This is a genomic window from Actinomadura craniellae (assembly GCF_003289645.1).
Taxonomy (GTDB): domain Bacteria; phylum Actinomycetota; class Actinomycetes; order Streptosporangiales; family Streptosporangiaceae; genus Actinomadura_D; species Actinomadura_D craniellae.
Genome location: NZ_QLYX01000006.1, coordinates 139,578 through 158,342, shown reverse-complemented (window position 1 = coordinate 158,342; position 18,765 = coordinate 139,578). Strand labels below are relative to the sequence as shown.

At 72.3% G+C, this 18,765-nt stretch carries 18 protein-coding genes; 4 read left to right on the top strand and 14 right to left on the bottom strand.

From position 1 onward, the window contains the following. Nucleotides 1-60: 60 nt before the first annotated feature. The 5 genes from DPM19_RS15095 to nagA form a co-directional block, all read right to left on the bottom strand. Nucleotides 61-1,713: a glycoside hydrolase family 3 protein gene (locus tag DPM19_RS15095; RefSeq protein ID WP_111867867.1), complete on the bottom strand. Its 1,653-nt coding sequence runs from the start codon at nt 1,711-1,713 to the stop codon at nt 61-63. 89 nt (nt 1,714-1,802) lie between these two features. Further along, nucleotides 1,803-2,075 carry an HPr family phosphocarrier protein gene (locus DPM19_RS15090; RefSeq protein ID WP_199485099.1) on the bottom strand — a complete coding sequence of 91 codons (273 nt, stop codon included), beginning with the start codon at nt 2,073-2,075 and terminating at the stop codon, nt 1,803-1,805. A gap of 11 nt (nt 2,076-2,086) precedes the next feature. Next, a complete protein-coding gene (locus DPM19_RS15085) occupies nt 2,087-2,536 on the bottom strand; it encodes a PTS sugar transporter subunit IIA (RefSeq protein ID WP_111867862.1) in 450 nt (149 codons plus the stop codon). A 70-nt stretch (nt 2,537-2,606) separates the two neighbouring features. Next, nucleotides 2,607-3,629 (bottom strand): SIS domain-containing protein, encoded by a 1,023-nt coding sequence (locus DPM19_RS15080; RefSeq protein WP_199485114.1) that lies wholly within the window; start codon nt 3,627-3,629, stop codon nt 2,607-2,609. A gap of 5 nt (nt 3,630-3,634) precedes the next feature. Beyond that, entirely contained in the window at nt 3,635-4,777 is a 1,143-nt protein-coding gene (gene nagA / locus DPM19_RS15075; RefSeq protein ID WP_111867857.1) for an N-acetylglucosamine-6-phosphate deacetylase, read from the bottom strand. An 83-nt stretch (nt 4,778-4,860) separates the two neighbouring features. Between nagA and DPM19_RS34850 the strand changes: the two genes are divergently transcribed. The 3 genes from DPM19_RS34850 to DPM19_RS15065 all read left to right on the top strand — a co-directional run bounded on the left by DPM19_RS34850 (nt 4,861) and on the right by DPM19_RS15065 (nt 6,359). Further along, nucleotides 4,861-5,040 carry a hypothetical protein gene (locus DPM19_RS34850; RefSeq protein WP_146778878.1) on the top strand — a complete coding sequence of 60 codons (180 nt, stop codon included), beginning with the start codon at nt 4,861-4,863 and terminating at the stop codon, nt 5,038-5,040. Beyond that, nucleotides 5,033-5,788: a GntR family transcriptional regulator gene (locus DPM19_RS15070; RefSeq protein WP_233510167.1), complete on the top strand. Its 756-nt coding sequence runs from the start codon at nt 5,033-5,035 to the stop codon at nt 5,786-5,788. Before DPM19_RS34850 ends, DPM19_RS15070 begins: the two co-directional genes overlap by 8 nt. Nucleotides 5,789-5,888: 100 nt before the next feature. Next, entirely contained in the window at nt 5,889-6,359 is a 471-nt protein-coding gene (locus tag DPM19_RS15065; RefSeq protein WP_111867855.1) for an Rv3235 family protein, read from the top strand. Between the two features lie 16 nt (nt 6,360-6,375). Here the strand turns inward: DPM19_RS15065 and DPM19_RS35265 are convergent, their stop codons facing one another. Both DPM19_RS35265 and secA read right to left on the bottom strand, forming a co-directional pair. After that, on the bottom strand, nt 6,376-6,531 hold the full coding sequence (locus DPM19_RS35265; RefSeq protein ID WP_158566795.1) for a hypothetical protein: 156 nt from the start codon (nt 6,529-6,531) through the stop codon (nt 6,376-6,378). 202 nt (nt 6,532-6,733) lie between these two features. Beyond that, nucleotides 6,734-9,508: a preprotein translocase subunit SecA gene (secA, locus tag DPM19_RS15060; RefSeq protein ID WP_111867853.1), complete on the bottom strand. Its 2,775-nt coding sequence runs from the start codon at nt 9,506-9,508 to the stop codon at nt 6,734-6,736. On the opposite strand from secA, the gene DPM19_RS36955 reads away from it, so the two are divergent. Then, the gene (locus tag DPM19_RS36955) at nt 9,399-10,019 is read left to right on the top strand and encodes an HGxxPAAW family protein (RefSeq protein WP_325050242.1); all 621 of its coding nucleotides are present in this window, start codon (nt 9,399-9,401) and stop codon (nt 10,017-10,019) included. The genes secA and DPM19_RS36955 overlap by 110 nt on opposite strands. A 100-nt stretch (nt 10,020-10,119) precedes the next feature. Here DPM19_RS36955 and DPM19_RS15050 read toward each other — a convergent pair whose 3' ends face one another. The 7 genes from DPM19_RS15050 to mtrA all read right to left on the bottom strand — a co-directional run bounded on the left by DPM19_RS15050 (nt 10,120) and on the right by mtrA (nt 18,638). After that, nucleotides 10,120-11,346 carry a winged helix-turn-helix domain-containing protein gene (locus DPM19_RS15050; protein WP_111867847.1) on the bottom strand — a complete coding sequence of 409 codons (1,227 nt, stop codon included), beginning with the start codon at nt 11,344-11,346 and terminating at the stop codon, nt 10,120-10,122. A gap of 52 nt (nt 11,347-11,398) precedes the next feature. Then, nucleotides 11,399-12,091 carry a response regulator gene (locus DPM19_RS15045; protein WP_111868402.1) on the bottom strand — a complete coding sequence of 231 codons (693 nt, stop codon included), beginning with the start codon at nt 12,089-12,091 and terminating at the stop codon, nt 11,399-11,401. A gap of 199 nt (nt 12,092-12,290) precedes the next feature. Continuing rightward, nucleotides 12,291-12,974, bottom strand: coding sequence for a ribosome hibernation-promoting factor, HPF/YfiA family (gene hpf / locus DPM19_RS15040; protein WP_111867845.1), 684 nt, complete (start codon nt 12,972-12,974; stop codon nt 12,291-12,293). 720 nt (nt 12,975-13,694) lie between these two features. Further along, a complete protein-coding gene (locus DPM19_RS15035) occupies nt 13,695-14,414 on the bottom strand; it encodes a ComF family protein (RefSeq protein WP_111867842.1) in 720 nt (239 codons plus the stop codon). 73 nt (nt 14,415-14,487) lie between these two features. Continuing rightward, nucleotides 14,488-16,290 (bottom strand): LpqB family beta-propeller domain-containing protein, encoded by a 1,803-nt coding sequence (locus DPM19_RS15030; protein WP_111867840.1) that lies wholly within the window; start codon nt 16,288-16,290, stop codon nt 14,488-14,490. Then, on the bottom strand, nt 16,287-17,873 hold the full coding sequence (gene mtrB / locus DPM19_RS15025) for an MtrAB system histidine kinase MtrB (protein WP_111868399.1): 1,587 nt from the start codon (nt 17,871-17,873) through the stop codon (nt 16,287-16,289). The genes DPM19_RS15030 and mtrB overlap by 4 nt, the downstream gene beginning before the upstream one ends. Nucleotides 17,874-17,960: 87 nt before the next feature. Further along, the gene (gene mtrA / locus DPM19_RS15020) at nt 17,961-18,638 is read right to left on the bottom strand and encodes an MtrAB system response regulator MtrA (protein ID WP_111867837.1); all 678 of its coding nucleotides are present in this window, start codon (nt 18,636-18,638) and stop codon (nt 17,961-17,963) included. Nucleotides 18,639-18,765 lie beyond the last annotated feature (127 nt).

The following is an 18,765-nucleotide window of genomic DNA, read 5'->3' as shown; positions in this document are numbered from 1 at the left end:
CAGCTCGCACGCGGTCCGTCCATGCGTCCCGGCGGTCCGGCCGATCCCGGCCGCCGGGCGTCAGGGCAGCCGCATCCCGTGGCCGAGCCGGTAGGCGCCGGGAACCTCGACCGGCAGGCGACCGGACGGCCGGGCGGCGCCGGTCATCACCCGGGCGAGCGCCTCGGTCGAGACCGTCCCCGACGAGTAGGTGGCCAGCGCGGCCCGCGCCCGGCCCGCGTAGCGCAGGTCGTAGGGCGTCCCCATGGCGGCGAGCACCATCGGGCCACGGCCCGTCGGCTGCCTCAGCCGGGCGTCGGTGACCGCACCAGCGCTGATCGTGGTCAGCACCCGGACATCCGCGGCGGCCGGGTCGGCCACCGGCCGCGCTCCGGCCCGGCCCAGCGCGGCCGACAGCTCGTCGGCGCGCGGGCCGGCCACGTGCACCGACCGGCCGCGCAGCGGCAGCAGCCCACCGGAGTTCTTGACCAGGGTGACCGAACGCTCCGCGATCCGGCGGGCGGCGGCCCGGTGCCCGGCCGAACCGACGATCTGCTCGGCCCGATCGGGGTCGGCCGTGATGTCGCCGAACAGCCCGCGCCGCTCCTTCAACCGCAGCACCCGGGTGACCGCCTCGTCCAGCCGGGCGGCCGGGATGGCGCCGGACCGCACCGCGCGCAGCACCGCCGCGTACGCGGTGCCCAGGTCGGGCGGCATCAGCAGCTGGTCGGCCCCGGCCTGGACGGCCCGGACCGCCACGGCGGCGTCACCGTACTTGCGGCGGGCACCGGCCATCTGCAGCGAGTCGGTGACCGCCACGCCCTGGAAGCCGAGCCGCCCGCGCAGCAGCCCGGTCAGCACCGCCGGGGACAGCGTCGCAGGGTCCCCGGACCGGTCGAGGCCGGGGACGACGATGTGCGCGGACATGATCGCATCGACGCCCTGCCGGATCGCCGCCCGGAACGGCGGGGCGTCCAGCCGCTCCCACTGGGCGGGGTCGTGCTTGATGACCGGCAGCCCGGTGTGGCTGTCGGTGGCGGTGTCGCCGTGCCCGGGGAAGTGCTTGGCGGTCGCCGCCACACCCGCGTCCTGGAACCCGCTCACCGCCGCGCCCACGTACCGCGCCACCAGCTCGGGGTCCGAACCGTAGGAGCGGACGCCGATCACCGGGTTGGCCGGGTTCACGTTGACGTCGGCGACCGGGGCGTAGTCCTGGTTGATGCCGACCGCGCGCAGCTCGGTGCCGATCATCCGGGCCGCGGCGCGCGCGTCGTCCTCGCTGCGGGTGGCGCCCAGCGCCATGTTGCCGGGCAGCCGGGTGATGTACGGCAGCCGCGACACCGCGCCCTGCTCCTCGTCCACGCCGATCAGCAGCGGGATCTCGCTGGCCTCCTGGAGGGCGTTGGACAGCTCGGCGGTCTGCCGGGGGGTGCGGGCGTTGTTCGGGAAGTAGATGAACCCGCCCACCTTGTAGCGCCGGACCATCGCCTGCGCCTGCGCGGAGGTGCGGAACGCCGGGACGAAGAGCTGCCCGACCTTCTCCTCCACGCTCATCCCGGCGACGAAGCCCGGCACCCAGGAGGCGGCCGGCTTGTTCACCGTGGTGGAGTCGGCACGCCGCTCACCCTGGGCCCCCGCCCGGTCCTCCGTACAGCCCGCCAGCGGGAGCAGCAGGGCCGCCGCCGCCAGGACGGCGGTGGCACGCGGGAACACCGGGAATCGCGGAACACGCATCTGGACCAAGCCCCCCGACATGGTCTCGCGGATCGAACCCCCGCGACGCTAACACGCCGGTTCCGCTGCTCGGGCCATGCGCGCCGGGCTCAGCCGCCATCATGTTCGGTGGTCGCCACCAGGGAGGCCAGCCGGTCGAGCAGTTCCTCGGCGCCCTCGCCCTCGGCGGCGAGCACGACCTCCTCGTCGTGGCGCACGTCCAGCCCGAGCACCGCCAGGATGCTCTTCGCGTTGACCGGGGGGCGGCCGCGCCGGGCGATCGTGACGTCCACCGGCGCCTCGGCCGCCGCCCGCACGAACACCGCCGCGGGCCGGGCGTGCAGCCCGACCTTCGACCCGACCCGCACCCGTCGCTCGGCCACTGTTGAACTCCTCATGTCCAGGTGAACAGCTCGGCGCCCTGCTCGACCTCGCCGCTCTCGGCCACCCGGGACAGCGCGTCCGGGTGCGCGTCCAGCGCCACCACCACGCACACCGGCGACCGCCCGGCGGCCTCGACCGCGGCCGGGTTCCAGCCGACCACCGGCCGGCCGGCCTCGATGTGCGCGCCCTCCGGGACGAGCGGTTCGAAACCCGTCCCGCCCAGCCGCACCGTGTCGACGCCCAGGTGCACGAGCACGGCGTGCCCCTCGGCGTCGAGCACCACGTACGCGTGCGGGTGCAGTTTGAGCAGCGTGCCGGTGACCGGAGCGGCGGCCCGCCCGGGCGCCCGGATCGGATCCACCGCGGTGCCCGGGCCCACCATGGCCTCGGCCAGCACCGGATCGGGCACCCCGGCCAGGCCGACCACCCGGCCGGCCACCGGTGCCAGCACTCGGGTCATGCGACGCCCCCGCGCGGTCCGATCGTCGATGTCCCGGCGATCGTATCGCCGGGGGGCGCCTCGCGCGGGGTCATCGGGTCTGGGTGACCTTGCGCAGTCCGCGTGGCACGTCCGGGTCGATTCCGAGCGCCCGGGCGAGGGACTCGGTGACGAGCTGCCCCGGGACGATCAGGCCGAGCGGCGCCACCCACTCGGGCAGCCGGGGGCCGGGCAGCGTGTACGAGCAGACGTCCGCGAGCCCGCCGCCGATGCCGTACGCCCGGGCACCCGCGCCGGTGACCCGGCGGGCCAGTTCGACCGTGCCGGGCAGGGTGGGGCCCTCGTCGGCGGCGACCAGCAGCGCCGGGGTCTCGGCGTCGACCACGGCGATCGGGCCGTGCAGCAGGTCCGCGTACGACAGGCCCATGGCCTGCAGGTAGCACGCCTCCTTGAGCTTGAGCGCCAGTTCCAGCGCGGTGCCGAACGCCAGGCCGCGGCCCGACACCACCATGCCCGGCACCCGGGCCAGCTCCTCGACGATCGCGGGCAGCGCGGGGGACGCCTCGGTCTCCTCGACCAGGCGGGCCAGTTCGTCCGGCACCCGGCGCAGCTCGGCCTGGTCGAGGTCGGCGCCCAGCCCCAGGGCGAGCACCGCCACCGCGGCGAGCTGGGTGGTGTAGGTCTTGGTGGCGGGGACCGCCAGCTCCTCCCCCGCCTCGGTGATCAGCGCCACCTCGGCCAGCTCGGCCAGCGGGGAGCGCGCCGCGTTGGTCACCGCCACCGTCCGGGCGCCGCAGCCCGCGGCCCAGTCGAGCGTCTCGATGATCTCCTCGGTCGCGCCCGACTGGCTGATCGCCACGGCGAGCACCCCGGACAGGTCGAGCTTGGTCCGGTAGGCGGTGGCGATGGACGGCGCCGCGAGGGTGGCCAGCCGGCCCGCCTCGGACTCGATCAGGTAGCGCCCGTACACCGCGGCGTTGTCGGACGAGCCCCGGGCGATGAACAGCACCTGGCGGGTGCCGCGCGCCACCAGGCCGACGTCGGACATCCGCGGCAGCAGGCAGTCGAGCGTGCGGCGCAGCGCCTCGGGTTGCTCCCCGATCTCGGTGCGCATCCTGGTCATGGGTTCTCTCCTCGATAGACGGGCTCGCCGGCGACCCAGGTCGCCCGGGTCCGGAAGTCGTCGCCGAGCCACACCAGGTCGGCGGCGGCTCCGGGAGCGATCCGGCCGAGGTCGGGCCGGCCGATCAGGTCGGCGGGCACCCGGGTGGCGGCCCGCACGGCGGTGACCGGGTCGATGCCGATCTGGACGCAGTTGCCGATGGCCACGTCCAGGCGCAGCGCGGAACCGGCCAGCGTGCCGTCGGCGCGCACCGGGGGGCCGTCGGCGGGCAGGTCGATCGGCTCGCCACCCAGCTCGTACCGGCCCGGCGGCATCCCGGCCGCCGCGGCGGCGTCGGTGACCAGGACCACCCGGTCGGCCGCGGCGGCGAACGCCAGCCGGCAGACGACCGGGTCGACATGGTGGAGGTCCGCGATCAGCCCGGGGTGCAGCCGGGGGTCGGTGAGCGCCTGCGCGGCCACCCCGGGGGCGCGGTGGTGGACGCCCGACTGGGCGTTGAACAGGTGGGTGACCTTGCGCGCGCCGGCGTCGGCGGCGGCCGCGACCTGCTCGGCGGTCGCGTCGCTGTGCCCGACGCTGACCAGGACGCCGCGGCCGGTGAGGGTGCGTACCGCCGCCAGGCCGCCCGCCCGCTCGGGCGCGAGGGTGACCAGCTTGACCAGCCCGGTCTCCAGCAGCGCGGCGAGCGCGTCCGGGGTGGGGTCGACCAGCCGGTCGGCGCGGTGCGCGCCCCGGCGGTGCTCGGCCAGGAAGGGGCCCTCCAGGTGCACGCCGAGCACTCGCGCGCCGGGCGGCAGGCCCGGCAGCAGCTTCGCGGCGCCCCGCAGCGCGGCGGCCTGCTCCTCGACGGGAGCGGTGATGAACGTGGGCAGGAACGCGGTCACCCCGGTCTCCGGCAGCCGCCGGACGACCCGGTGCCAGCCGGCCTCGTCGATGTCGGCGAGGTCATGGCCGAAGTAGCCGTTGACCTGGAGGTCGACCAGTCCGGGAGCCAGCAGGCCGCCGGTCAGTTCGATGTCGGGGTGCTCGGCCGGGCGGCCCGCGCCCACCTCGGCGATCACACCGTCGGCGATGCGCAGATGGCCGGGCGCCGGCTCCCCGGCCTCCGTGATCATCCGCTCGGCGGCGATCAACACCATGGATCCACCTTCTGCCCCAACTGGTCTAGACCGGACTAGGCCAGTTGCACCATACTCCACATCCCCCGCCCGGAGGAGACCCCTTGGAGCGGCCGTTCCAGGGGCCGGAAGACCCGAATACTCGGGGTTCACCGTTGCCCGGCGGACCGGAAGTGCTCTACTTCTTGCTCTATGACGTGGTTTTCACGGTCGTGATCGCGAGGTTCGGCCTCCCACGTCCGGCCCAGGACGCGCTGCCCGCGGAGGACCACGCCCTTGATTGACCGCCGCACCATCGACCCGAACGCCCCGGTGCCGAAGTACTTCCAGCTCCGGACGTTGCTCCTGGACCTGATCGAGGACACCGGGCTGCCGGCCGACGCGCCGATCCCGTCGGAGCGGGAACTCGGCCGGCGGTACGAGCTGTCGCGGATGACCGTCCGGCAGGCCGTCGACCAGTTGGTGACGGAGGGACGGCTGTACCGGGTGCCCGGCAAGGGCACCTTCGTGGCGCGGGCCAAGCTGGACATGCCGCTGCGGCTGGTCTCCTTCACCGAGGACATGCTCGCCCGCGGGCTGCGGCCGGGCGCCCGCGACCTGGCGCGCCGCACGATCCGCGCCGACGCCCGGCTGTCCCGGGTGTTCGAGGCCCCGCCCGGCACCTCGCTGCACGTCGTCGAGCGGCTGCGCACCGCGGACGGCGAGCCGATGGCCATCGAGCGGGCGCACGTGCTGGCCGCACTGGCCCCCGACCTGCTCGACCGGCGGCTGGCGGACCGGTCGCTGTACGGGGTGCTGGAGGCGGTCTACGGGGTGACCTTCGACGCCGGCGACCAGACGATCGACGCGGCGATCGCCGACGACGAGGAGGCCGGGCTGCTGGAGATCCCGCGGGGCAGCCCGGTCCTGCTGCTGCGCCGCCGCTCCTTCATGGCGGGCCGCTGCGCAGAACTGGCCGTCTCCACCTACCGCGCCGACCGCTACCAGCTGCACACCACCCTCGACGTACCCCGCCCCCGCGGCGCGCGCTGACCTGCGGCCGGATCCGGCCACCGCGTATCAGGGCGGCCCGGCCGCGGCTCCTTCTCACGGTGCCGCGGCCCGCGGCACCCCGGTCTTCGAGGAGGTCGCCATGTCCCGCCGCTCCCCCGCCGTACGCCTGGTCCCGTACGGCCCGGCCCGCTCCGCCGTCGCCGGCTCCCTGGCCCTGGCCGCCCGGCCTCGGGCCCGGCGTCCCGGGCTGTGGGCGGTGGAAGCCGAGGAGGCCCGGCCGGAGCCGGACCCGCGGGCCGCCGCCGAGGCGATCGTCCGGCTGGTGGTGGAGGTGCTGGCCGGGATCCGGGCGTTCCACCAGTTGGCCCGGCGGGCCTCGCCGGAGGTGTGTCAGGGGCTGGCCGGGCTGCGGCCCGTGGTGCGCCCAGGCCGGCGCGTACCGCCGCCCCGGGTGCTGTCGTGCTGGGCGCAGCAGCCGGTCCGGGGTGCGGTGGAGGCGGGCGCCGTGGTGGCGCTGGGCGGCCGGGTGCAGGCGCTGGCCGTGCGGCTGGAGCCGCACCGGGGTCGCTGGCGCTGCACCGCGCTGGAGACCAGCGTTCCGGCCGGCTGAGCCGGATGCTCCCGGGTCAGCGGAGGACCGGAGCGCCGGCCGCCTGGGCGGGCCTGCTCGTGGAGGTGGTCCCGGTCGCGCCGACCGGGCCCAGCAGCACCAGCCCGGCGAGGGCGGCGAACACCAGTGCCCGAAGCTTCCGGGTACGGCCGATCAGTCGAAGAATGCGCATGTCATACACACTTTTCTTGCGGAGGGTGACGTAACTGTGACGATAAGACAACCCCCGGCGATCGGCCGCCGAAATTCGATTACAGACAGATGTCAATTCGTAGCAACCAGTGATATTCGCTGGTGCGGGCCCCATATAAGGGGGTTTTACCGACAACGCGACGGCCCTCCCGGACAACGCCGGGAGGGCCGTCATGCTGCGTTCAGCGGCGCTTCTTGCGGCGCTTGGACCGGTTGTCGCGGGGCTTGCCCTTGGGCCGCTCCTGGCCGGTCTCCTCAGAGTGGTGCTCGACGCTGCCGTCCTCAGCAGGCGCGGTGTAGTCGAGCTTCTTCGGCCGGTTCGGCTTGTCGAGGCCCTTGGCCCGGATCTCCGGGGTCTCGGCCTCCTCCTCGGCGTCCTCGGCGGCGGTCTTGGACACCTCGACCGGCTTGGCGCCGACGGCCGGGGCCGGCTGCTCCTCCACCTCGACCTCGAGGTTAAACAGGTAGCCGACCGACTCCTCCTTGATGCCGTCGAGCATGGCGTTGAACATGTCGTAGCCCTCGCGCTGGTACTCGACCAGCGGGTCGCGCTGCGCCATGGCCCGCAGGCCGATGCCCTCCTGGAGGTAGTCCATCTCGTACAGGTGCTCGCGCCACTTGCGGTCGAGCACCGACAGGATGACCCGGCGCTCCAGCTCGCGCATGACCTCGCTGCCGAGCTCCTCCTCGCGCTTGTCGTACGCCTCCTGGGCGTTCTCGCGGGCCTTCTCGGCCAGGGTCTCGCCGTCGAGCGAGGAGATCTCGCCGCCGATCTCCTCGACCACCTCGTCGACGGTGATCGAGATCGGGTAGAGCTGCTGGAACGCCTTCCAGAGCTTCTCCAGGTCCCACTCCTCGGCGAAGCCCTCGGAGGTGGCGCCGGCGACGTAGCCGCCGACCACCTCGTCGATCATCCGGCGGATCTGCTCTTCGAGGTCCGCGCCCTCCAGCACCTTGCGGCGCTCGGCGTAGATGACCTTGCGCTGCCGGTTCAGCACCTCGTCGTACTTGAGGACGTTCTTGCGGATCTCGAAGTTCTGCTGCTCGACCTGGTGCTGGGCCGACTTGATCGCGTTGGAGACGATCTTGGACTCGATCGGCGTGTCATCCGGGATGTTCAGCCGGACCATGATCGCCTCGACCCGGGCGGAGTTGAACAGCCGCATCAGGTCGTCTTCCAGCGAGAGGTAGAACCGCGACTCGCCCGGGTCGCCCTGCCGGCCCGACCGGCCGCGCAGCTGGTTGTCGATGCGCCGCGACTCGTGCCGCTCGGTGCCCAGCACGTACAGGCCGCCGGCCTCGACGACCTCCTCGTGCTCGCCCTTGACGGCGTCCTTGGCCTTGTCCAGGGCCTCGGGCCAGGCGGCCTCGTACTCCTCGGGCGTCTCCAGCGGGGACAGCCCGCGCTGGTGGAGCTCCAGATCGGCCCGGAACTCGGGGTTGCCGCCGAGCATGATGTCGGTGCCTCGACCGGCCATGTTGGTCGCCACGGTGACCTGGCCCTTGCGGCCGGCCTCCGCGACGATGGCGCTCTCCTTCTCGTGGTGCTTGGCGTTCAGCACCTCGTGCGGGATGCCGCGCCGCTTGAGCATCTTCGACAGCCGCTCGGACTTCTCCACCGAGGTGGTGCCGACCAGCACCGGCTGGCCCTTCTCGTGCCGCTCGACGATGTCGTCGACACAGGCCTCGAACTTGGCCTGCTCGGTCTTGTAGACGACGTCGGCGACGTCCTCGCGGACCATCGGCTTGTTCGTCGGGATCGACACGACACCGAGCTTGTAGATCTTGTTGAACTCGGCGGCCTCGGTCTGGGCCGTACCGGTCATGCCGCTCAGCCGGCCGTACAGCCGGAAGTAGTTCTGCAGGGTGATCGTGGCGAGAGTCTGGTTCTCGTCCTTGATCGCCACGCCTTCCTTGGCCTCGATAGCCTGGTGCATGCCCTCGTTGTAACGGCGGCCGTGCAGGATGCGCCCGGTGAACTCGTCGACGATCAGGACCTCGCCGTTCATGACGACGTAGTCCTTGTCCTTCTTGTAGAGCTCCTTGGCCTTGAGCGCGTTGTTCAGGAAGCTGACCAGCGGCGTGTTGACCGAGTCGTAGAGGTTGTCGATGCCGAGCCAGTCCTCAACCTTCTCGACACCGGTCTCCAGGATGCCGACCGTGCGCTTCTTCTCGTCGACCTGGTAGTCGCCGTCGGTCTCCTCCTTGCCGCTGGACGGCTTGAGGCGCGGCACGATCTTGGCGAACTCGGTGTACCACTTGGAGTTCTGCTCGGCGGGGCCGGAAATGATCAGCGGCGTCCGCGCCTCGTCGATCAGGATCGAGTCGACCTCGTCGACCACCGCGAAGAAATGCCCGCGCTGGACGCATTCTTCGAGGCTCCACGCCATGTTGTCGCGCAGATAGTCGAACCCGAACTCGTTGTTGGTCCCGTAGGTGATGTCGGCGTTGTACGCCTTACGGCGCTCGTCCGGAGACATCTCCGGCAGGATGACGCCGACCTCCAGGCCGAGGAACTGGTGCACCCGGCCCATCCACTCGGCGTCACGCCGGGCGAGGTAGTCGTTGACCGTGACGACGTGCACGCCCTCGCCGGCCAGCGCGTTCAGGTACGCGGGGAGCACACAGGTCAGGGTCTTGCCCTCACCGGTCTTCATCTCCGCGATGTTGCCCATGTGCAAGGCGGCGCCGCCCATGATCTGCACGTCGTAGTGACGCTGACCGAGGACGCGCTTGGCCGCCTCCCGGGCGGTCGCGAAGGCTTCCGGCAGCAGATCGTCAAGGGTCTCGCCATCGGCCAACCGCTCTTTGTACTTGTCGGTGAGCTCGCGCAACTCCGCGTCGCTCATGTCGACGAAGTCTTCCTCGATCGAGTTGACCTGGTTGGCGAGCCGCTTGAGCTTGCGCAGGAGCTTGCCCTCGCCCGCACGAAGGATCTTGTCAATGACTACTGGCACTCTCAACGGCTCCTTGCAGATCGTGGGTCACCGCAGACTGACGGCACGCACACCACACGTACGGTGCCATGGTAGGCGCATTCAAGGATGGTGCACGTCACGTGAGGGTGCAATCTACCCCGCTTCCGTTTACCCCATGGGGTGGGCGGAAGATGTTCTCAAGCACTCAAGGGGAGGCGAAATGTCCGGAGGTTCCCATGCTGGCCGACCGAGCTCGTGGCTGGTCGTTGCCATAATCTTCATCGGCTTCTCGGTCGGTGGAGTGGCGTTGGTCATCGGCCCGGCCTGGTGGCTGTTCTGGGTGGGGGCCGCCATCGTGGTCGCAGGCGGCGTCCTCGGCCTGGCCGTCGGCATCTTCTCCGACGTCGTGGTGGACGAGCCCCGGGTGATCCCGGAGATCGTCGACTACTCACTGCTCGGCAAGCAGGGCGCCCAGCGGCGCGGCGGACGGCTTGGTGAGACGGATGACAAGCCGACGCGCACTGATACTCAGGACACTCCACACGGCTGACCTGTACCGGCCGGTTATCCCGACGGCCGGGAGCGTCGCGACGCTCCCGGCCGTCGGCATACGTGCGGAACTGCGAAAACTCTGTGCCCGTGCACACCCGTCAGCGGAGGTCCGCGAGGGTCGGGGGCAGGGCACGGTGGACGGCCGGGGCCAGTTCGGGTGGGTCGAATTCGGCGACCCGGACGTCGGTGGCCCCGACCCAGCCGGCGGCCTGCCAGAGCGCGGTGCGGAGTGCCGCGATCGCTTTCTCGGCCCGGGCGGGAGTACTCGTGGCCCACGGCTCGAACGACGCCCGCCGGGCCACCAGCACGCCGTTCTCGCGGGCCGGGTCGACCCGGCCGATCAGCCGGCCGCCGGCCAGCAGCGGCATCGTGAAGTAGCCGTGCACCCGCTTGGCCCGGGGGACATAGGCCTCCAGCCGGTGGTCGAAACCGAACATCCGCGCCGTCCGCCTGCGGTCCCAGACCAGCGAGTCGAAGGGCGACAGCAGCGTGGTGGCGTGCCGGCCGCGTACCGGCGTGGCCAGCGCGTCGGGGTCGGCCCAGGCGGCCTGCGGCCAGCCGGCGACCCGCACCGGGACCAGACCGGCGGCCTCGACCACCGCGGTGACCTGGTCGCCCTTGATCCGGTAGTAGTCGGCCAGGTCGGCGCGGGTGGCCACGCCCAGCGCACGGCCGGCGTGCGCCACCAGCCGGGTCAGGCAGGTGGTGTCGTCGGGCTCGGTCGCCAGCAACTCGGCCGGCACGACCCGCTCCGGCAGGTCGTACACGCGGCGCCAGCCGGTCCGCCGCACACAGACCACTTCGCCGATGTCGAGCAGCCACTCGATGGCGATCTTGTGTTCGCTCCACTCGTACCACTCGCCGCCCGCCTTGGCACCGCCCAGTTCCCTGGTGGTGAGCGGGCCCTCGGCGCGCAACCGGTCGAGGATGTGCGCGGTGAGCCGGCGCGTGTCGGCCTCGGGCAGCTGGTGCCAGCGCCAGCCTCGGCTGCGGAACGCCCTGCGCCGGAACTCCAGGTAGGGCCACTCGGTCATGGGCAGCACACACGCGGCGTGCGCCCAGTACTCGAACGCCGCGGGCGTCGTGCCCGAGGCAGCGGGCGCCGCTCCCCAGAAGGCCTCCTCCACCGTGGTGCGGCCGACCGGGCCGAGCCTGGCGTACGGGACCAGCTCGTGGGAGCGGGCCAGCACGGAGATCGTGTCGAGCTGGACGGCGCCCAGCCGGCGCAGCAGCCCGGGCACTCCGCCGCGACGGCCCTCGGCGCCCAGGAGCCCCTGGGCGCGCAACTGCAACCGGCGGGCTTCGTCGGCACTGAGCTCGATCACGCGCAGGAGCCTACGCCCCGGCACCGACGGTTCCGGACGCTCCGGGCACCGCTCAGGTGATCTCCAGGAGCTTCTCGCGGACGGCGTAGACCACAGCCTCCATCCGGGAGTGCAGTTGCAGCTTCTCCAGGATGTTGCGGACGTGGTTCTTGACCGTGTTCTCCGAGATGAAGAGCTCCTTGGCGATCTCACGGTTGCCCAGGCCCCGGGCGACCAGCCGCAGCACCTCCATCTCGCGATCGGTGAGCCGGGGGGCGGGCACCTGCTGCTGCCGCTCCTCGCTCCGCTTGGCCAGCGACGCGAACTCGGTGATCAGCTTGGAGGCCATCGACGGGCTGATCAGCGACTGCCCGCCATGGACCGCCCGGACGGCATGGGGCACCTCGTCGATCGAGATCTCCTTGAGGAGGTAACCGGTCGCCCCTGCCTTGATCGCCTCGAAGAGGTCTTCCTCCTCATCGCTGATCGTCAGCATCACGATCTTGGCGCTGGGCGCCGCGTCCTTGATCGCCGTACACGCCTCGATGCCGCTGCGCCGGGGCATCCGGATGTCCATGAGGACCACGTCCGGCAGCAGATCGCCGGCCTTCTCGACGGCCTCGAAGCCGTCGCCGCCCTCACCGACCACCTCGATGTCGTCCTCGCCGCCGAGCACCATCTCCAGGCCACGGCGGAACAGCGCGTGGTCATCGACGATCAGCACCCGGATCGCCTCGGCCTCCGGTGCCGGCTCTCCGCCGTGCAACTGCTGGGAGGCCGCCGCGGCTCGGCGGCCGGCCTGCGGGCGGGAGCCGCGAGTCTCGGGTTTCTCGCTCAATCCTCCTCCTCCGAACCGCCCATGCGGGGGGTCGTCCGGTACGCCGGCTCGAACCTGGTTCGAGCCGGCGTACCGACCTTTCTAGATCATGGCACGGTCGAGGCGGTGACGGGACGCAAGCGCCGTATCACTCTTCGACGAGGCGGATGATTCCGTAGTCCCACCCGCGACGGCGATAGACCACGCTCGGCTGGCCGCAGTCGCTGTCGCGGAACAGGAAGAAGTCGTGGCCCACCAGTTCCATCTCGAAGAGGGCCTGCTCGACGCTCATCGGCTCGGCCTTGTGGAACTTCTCGCGGACGACGACGGGGCAGTCGCCTTGGACAGGGATCGGAACGATGTCGCCGTCGGGCCGGGCGTCGTAGTCGGTCTCGTAGTCGGTATCGCGGTCGGTGTCGGGTGCGGTACGGGGTTCGGCCACCATCGTGGCGACCGGCTCGGCGAACGTGGGCACGACGGGTTCGACGGGCTCGGCCGGAGCGCGCCTGGCGTGCGAGCGGCCGTTCTGGTGGCCCTTGCGCCGGTCGGCGATCCGCCGCATCCGGCCCTCAAGTTTGTCGAGCGCGAGATCCAGCGCCGCGTACCGGTCGTCAGCGGCGGCTTCGGCCCGGATCACCGGACCGCGGGAACGGATCGTCAGCTCGACGCGCTCGCGGCGGTCGGCCTGACGCGGGTTCCGCTCCTCCAGAACCTCCACATCGACCCGGATCACCTTCTGATCCAGCTTCTCGATCTTCATGAGCTTCGTGTCGACGTGCCTACGGAACCTGTCGTTCACGTCCGTCCGGCGGCCTTTCACGATGATGTCCACGTGGGACCCCCCTCCTCCCGCTTGTTGAACGAGTTCCCGGAGTGACCGGGTTCCCGACTTTTCGGGATGCACACCCGCCCGGCCGACCTGGTCTTCGTCCCCACATCCGCCTGCTGAGGGGCTCGCGGCGCTTTCGCCACTACTACCCTTCTCTCCGCTCGGAGGGTGTCTGACCCTCCGACGAGGCAGGACTTACCTCTAAGCCGCACCGTGATCGGTCGACGAGAAGTCGCCTTACGTGGGCCGTTTCGCCTGCGGCTGGCATCGGCTAGCCGGACCTGGTGAGGTCCGACGCAACCACGGACCCGGGCGGGTGCCATGTCAGGAACGCTAACCCTTTACGACTCGAATGTCAGGGGGGTGGCCGGAGGAAAAACTCACGGACCGTCATCGCCCAGGGGGCGCCGAGGGAGGAAGCGGACTTCGTCGAGCGGCCTCCCCACCGCACACCCCCTGTCTCCAAGGGGTTACCGGTCGGGTCGGCGCACCGGCCAGCCCCTTCTGACCCTCCGGTGAGTTTTGCCGGTACGGCCCGCCGAGCACCCGCGCGACCGGTACACCGCCCCCGACACCCCCCTTTACAAAGGCCACGCTGCGTGACATTCTCCCCCCTTCCCGGAGAGGGCGAGAGTCACCCTGATTCCGGTCACCACCTGGGGATGGTTCCGGCCACCCCGGTTCCGGTCGCATGACACGGCGCGGTGGGCTTACCCGAAATCCTCACCCACCGTGGCGGGGGGTCGCGGCGACGGCGGCGACCGCGCGAACATCGGCCCCGGCGGCGCGCAACGCGCGCGCCGCCTCGGCCAGGGTCGCCCCGGACGTGATCACGTCATCGACCAGGACGACCGGCCCGACGGGCGGCCCGCCCCGGCGCACCACCAGCGCGCCCGCCAGGTTGGCCGCCCGCGCCGCCGCGTCCAACCCCGCCTGGTCGGCCACCCCCCGGCGGTGCCGGAGCGCGTCCGCCCCGGTCACCGCCCACCCGGCCCGGCGCAGGCCGAGCACGGCCGCCGCCGCAAGGCGCCCGACCGGCCGGTACCCCCGGCGCCGCGCCGCCGCCCGCGCCGACGGCACCGCCACCACCGCGAACGCCGGACGCCCGGCGCCCGGCGCCGCGCCCACGAACAGGCCCGGGCCCGGGAAGGCCGCCGCGGGGGCGGCCGCGGCCCAGGCGGCGACGATCGCGCGGGCCAGCGCGGCGCCGAGGGGAGCGGCCAGGTCGGTCCGGCCACGCTCCTTGTAGGCGATGACCGTGTGCCGGACCGGGCCCGTGTAGTCCGCCGCCGCCCAGGGCGGCGGGAGGCCCGCCAGAGCGGGCACCGGCCGGGCCGGGCCGGCGAGCGCCGCGGCGCAGCCGGAACAGAGCGGTTCCCCCGCGCCGCAGCCGGCGCAGTGCCGTGGCAGTACCAGGTCGATCAGTTCGGCGAGCCATCCCATGCCCTCGACCCTGCCGCCCGGCCCGGCCGTACCGCCACCCCGCCGCCCCACTGTGGAAAACCGTACGGGCAGGTCAGCCCGGATAGGCCGGGTCGCTGCCGGGGACCGTGCAGAGCCACTCGCTGGACCGCTCATCGGGGTTGCGCTGGCGGCAGATGTGGGCGCGCTGCCGCCCCTGGGCGTCCCGCCGGATGGAGCCGACCAGGACCGGCGAGTCGGGCGCCGCGGTGATCGACACCGGATCGCCCAGCGCCCCGATGCCGATCGGAGTGATCATCCCGCCGCTGACCGGAACCAGGTAGGGGAACACCTGGGTGTCCGCCGCGGTGGTGCCCAGCACGGCCAGCGTCCCCGAGTCGTACCAGAACAGGTCGCGGGCGTTCACCACGTCGGAGCTGACCGGCAGGAAGTTCTCCCCCATCACCCGCCCGGCCGGTTCGCGGGCGATCCGGCCGAGCTGGATCTGGGCCCGCTCGCCGTCCTTGACGAGGGCGGCGACCCGGACCCCGTCCCGGGCGATCCGCATGGCCAGCACCTCGTACCCACCCAGCCCCCAGCGCTCCACCCGCGCCCACTCGCGGCCGCTCTCCTTCACCCAGAGCCACGACCCCTCGGAGTCGGACTCCACCACCCACAGCGCGCCGTTGCGATCCCAGGTCGGCGTGGTGAACCGGGACCTGGGACGGCTCGCCACGAGCGTCCCGCGCAGCGTGGTCGCGCCCGCCCTGACCGGCCCGGCGAGCACCTGGCGGCCGTCCTCGTCCAGGCCGGCGACGAACCCGGCGTCGAGGGACACGGCCGGCCGGTGGACCGTGTCCCCCACCGGCTGGGAGGCGTCCTCGCCGAGCCGGTGGAGCCGCGCGTCCGGCCCGCGCAGGAAGGCCGGCTGGGGGGTCTCGGGCGTGCTGGCGTCCGGGCTGTAGCCGATCCAGTCACGGGGCGACTGGGTCGGCCCGGCACCGTCCGGGCGCACGGTCTCCCCGTCGATCTGGATGCGCATCTGCCGTACCTCGGGCAACTGCCGCAGCGTCCACATCAGCTGGGCGGACATCCGCCGCCGGTCACCCGTCCGGGCCTCCGCGCTGAGGTCGACCACGGCGACGCCGTCGGACACCTGCACCCCGTCGCCGAGCAGCCGGGTCCCCGCGGGGAACGTCGTCTTCACCGCCGGCTGCAGCCAGGAGGTCGGCCCGCCCAGCAGCGCCCGCACGAGCTGGCGGGCCAGGTCCTGGCGGTTGACCAGCGGCAGGAAGACCGGGTTGGGCACCACGACGTTGCCGTCGGGAGCGAAGAAGTACAGGTTCAGCGTGCGGAACGCCCGGTCCACGTCACGCCGGCTGAGCAGCAGCCCGTCGGTGAGCTGCTCGGGCAGGCCACTGATCCGCCACTGCCCCCGGGCGTCCCGGGACAGGTGGAACGTCTGGTCGATCGGCCTGGCGTCGGCCTCGTACTGCCCGTCGCGGCCGATGGCGCCGACCTGGGACCCGCGAACAGCCACGGAGACCTGGGTGGCGCCCGGCTCGGTCGCCACGACGTCGACGCTGTCCTCGTAGACGGTCACGCCGGGCCGCGCCTCGGGCTGCCATTCGGTGCCGGGAGCCAGGTAGGCGCGGGCCACCCGGTGCCCGTCGTCGAAACTCGCCGACGCGATGAGGAAACCCCGGACGATGTCGACCGGCTCCCAGTCCGCGCCGGGCCGGACCGGAACGATCCGCACGTACGGGTCGTCGACCTGCTCCACCCGCTCGGCCGGCGGCCCGGAGGCCACCCGGCCGCCGGTGGGCACGCCGGCGCAGCCCGCCGCACAGGCCAGAACCGTCACCAGCGCGAACAACCGCCCCGGCCGGCGCCCCCGCCCGTGCCCCGGCCTGCTCATTCGCCCAGCTCCAGCTCCGCGAAGGGGGTGGGCGTCAGCTCCACCTCCGGCGGGACGAGGGGCAGCGGCGAGCCGCGCAGTTCCTCACCCGCCGCCCGGGGCAGTGACAGCCGGAACTGCGACCCGACGCCCGGCTCGCCCCACGCCTGCAACCAGCCGCCGTGCAACTGGGCGTCCTCACGGGAGATCGACAACCCCAGCCCGGTGCCACCGGTGGTCCGCGCCCGGGCCGGGTCGGCCCGCCAGAAACGGTCGAACACCATCTGCGCCTCCCCCGGCTTGAGCCCCACCCCGTGGTCGCGCACCGCGATCGCCACCGCGTCGCGGTCGGAGGCCATGGTCACCACGATGTCCTGGCCCTCGCCGTGCTCCACGGCGTTCACCAGGAGGTTGCGCACGATGCGCTCGATCCGCTTGCGGTCGACCTCGGCCATGACCGGCTCACCGGGCAGTTGGAGCACCAGCTTGCTGCCCTTGCGCTCGGCCAGCCCCTCGGTGTCGCCGACGGCCCGCAGCACCAGGTCGCGCACGTCCACCGACTCGGCGTCGAGGGTGGCCGCCCCCGCGTCGTACCGGCTGACCTCCAGCAGATCGGCCAGCAGCGCCTCGAACCGTTCGAGCTGGCTCTGCAGCAGCTCGGCCGAGCGCTGCACCAGCGGGTCGTCGAAGGTGTCCCGGTGCTCGTACAGCATGTCGCCCGCGATGCGGATGGTGGTCAGCGGGGTGCGCAGCTCGTGCGAGACGTCCGAGACGAACTGCCGCTGCACCTGCGACAGCCCCTCCAACTGGACGATCTTCTCCTGGAGGTTGGCGGCCATGTCGTTGAATGAGGTGGCCAGCCGGGCGAGGTCGTCCTCGCCGCGCACCCGCATCCGCTCCTCCAGCCGGCCCGCCGCCAGCCGCTCGGCGGCCTGCGCGGCCAGCCGGACCGGGATGACGATCTGCCGGGTGACGATCGAGGCGATCGCGGCGAGCAGGAGCACCAGCACGGCGCCCACCCCGACCAGCGTGCGCTGCACCTCGGTCAGCGTCTGCTGCTCCTGGGTGAGCGGGAAGAGGTAGTAAAGCTCGAACCGGCCCGCCTTGCCGCCCACGATCAGGCCGGGCACCGGCTCGTGCCCGACGTAGGTCAGCCGGCCGTAGGTGCGGTCGCGGTAACCGATGGGGTCGGCCGCGACCTGCCGGCGCAGCCGTTCCGGCACGCTCTCGGGCCGCAGCTCGTTGGTGGCGAACCCGTCGAAAAGCGGCTCGCCGGTGTCCCGCAGGTAGACCTCGTACAGCCCGGACGGGCCGCTGCGCGCCGCCAGCGTCCGGGCGATGTCCTCCAGCCGGACCCGGGGGTCGGCCGTGCCGAAGTTGACCGGGTCGCGCTGGATGATTCCCAGCCCCTCCTCCAATTGGAGGAGGGCGGCCTTCTCCTTGCTGTCCAGCAGCGCGGTGGTGATCTGCTGCATCAGGAAGACGCCGAGGATCGCCACCACGATCGCGGAGATGACCATCGTGGAGGCCACCACCCGGACCTGGATCGACCTCCGCCAGCGGGTGACGGCGCCGCGCACGCCGCGCCGGGTGAACCGGCGCATCCGGCCGAGCCACCGGCGCACGGGCGGCTTTCTCCACGCCTTCACGATCGGCCTTCTCGCTGTTCGGGGGGAGGGCGTGCTACCGGCTCACGCGGGGCCGGCCTTGTAGCCGACGCCACGGACCGTGACGACGATCTCGGGGTGCTCGGGGTCCTTTTCGATCTTGGCCCGCAGCCGCTGCACGTGGACGTTGACCAGCCGGGTGTCGGCCGCGTGCCGGTACCCCCACACCTGCTCCAGCAGCACCTCGCGGGTGAAGACCTGGCGTGGCTTGCGCGCCAGCGCCACCAGCAGGTCGAACTCCAGCGGGGTCAGCGGGATGTGCTTGTCGGCCCGCTTCACCGAGTGGCCGGCCACGTCGATGGTGATGTCGCCGATCTGCAGCGTCTCCGGGGCCGGTTCGTCGGTGCGGCGCAGCCGGGCCCGGACCCGGGCCACCAGTTCCTTCGGCTTGAACGGCTTGACGATGTAGTCGTCGGCGCCCGACTCCAGGCCGAGGACGACGTCGACGGTGTCGCTCTTGGCCGTCAGCATCACGATCGGGATGCCCGACTCGGCGCGGATCTGGCGGCACACGTCGATGCCGTCCGCGCCGGGCAGCATCAGGTCGAGCAGCACGAGGTCGGGCCGGGTCTCCCGGAACGCCTCGAGCGCCTTGTCGCCGTCGTGTACGAACGACGGCTCGAAGCCCTCGCCGCGTAGCACGATGCCCAGCATCTCGGCGAGTGCGAGGTCGTCATCGACGACCAGTACGCGTCCTCTCATGGCCCTCATCGTCACAGGTAGTCAGCACGGCGATTCACCCTGGCGAGCCAGGCTACCCGCGTTCACCCGATGCGTGCCGCGTCGAGGTCGAATACTGCGAAAAACGGTTGATTCACTCGGATCCCAG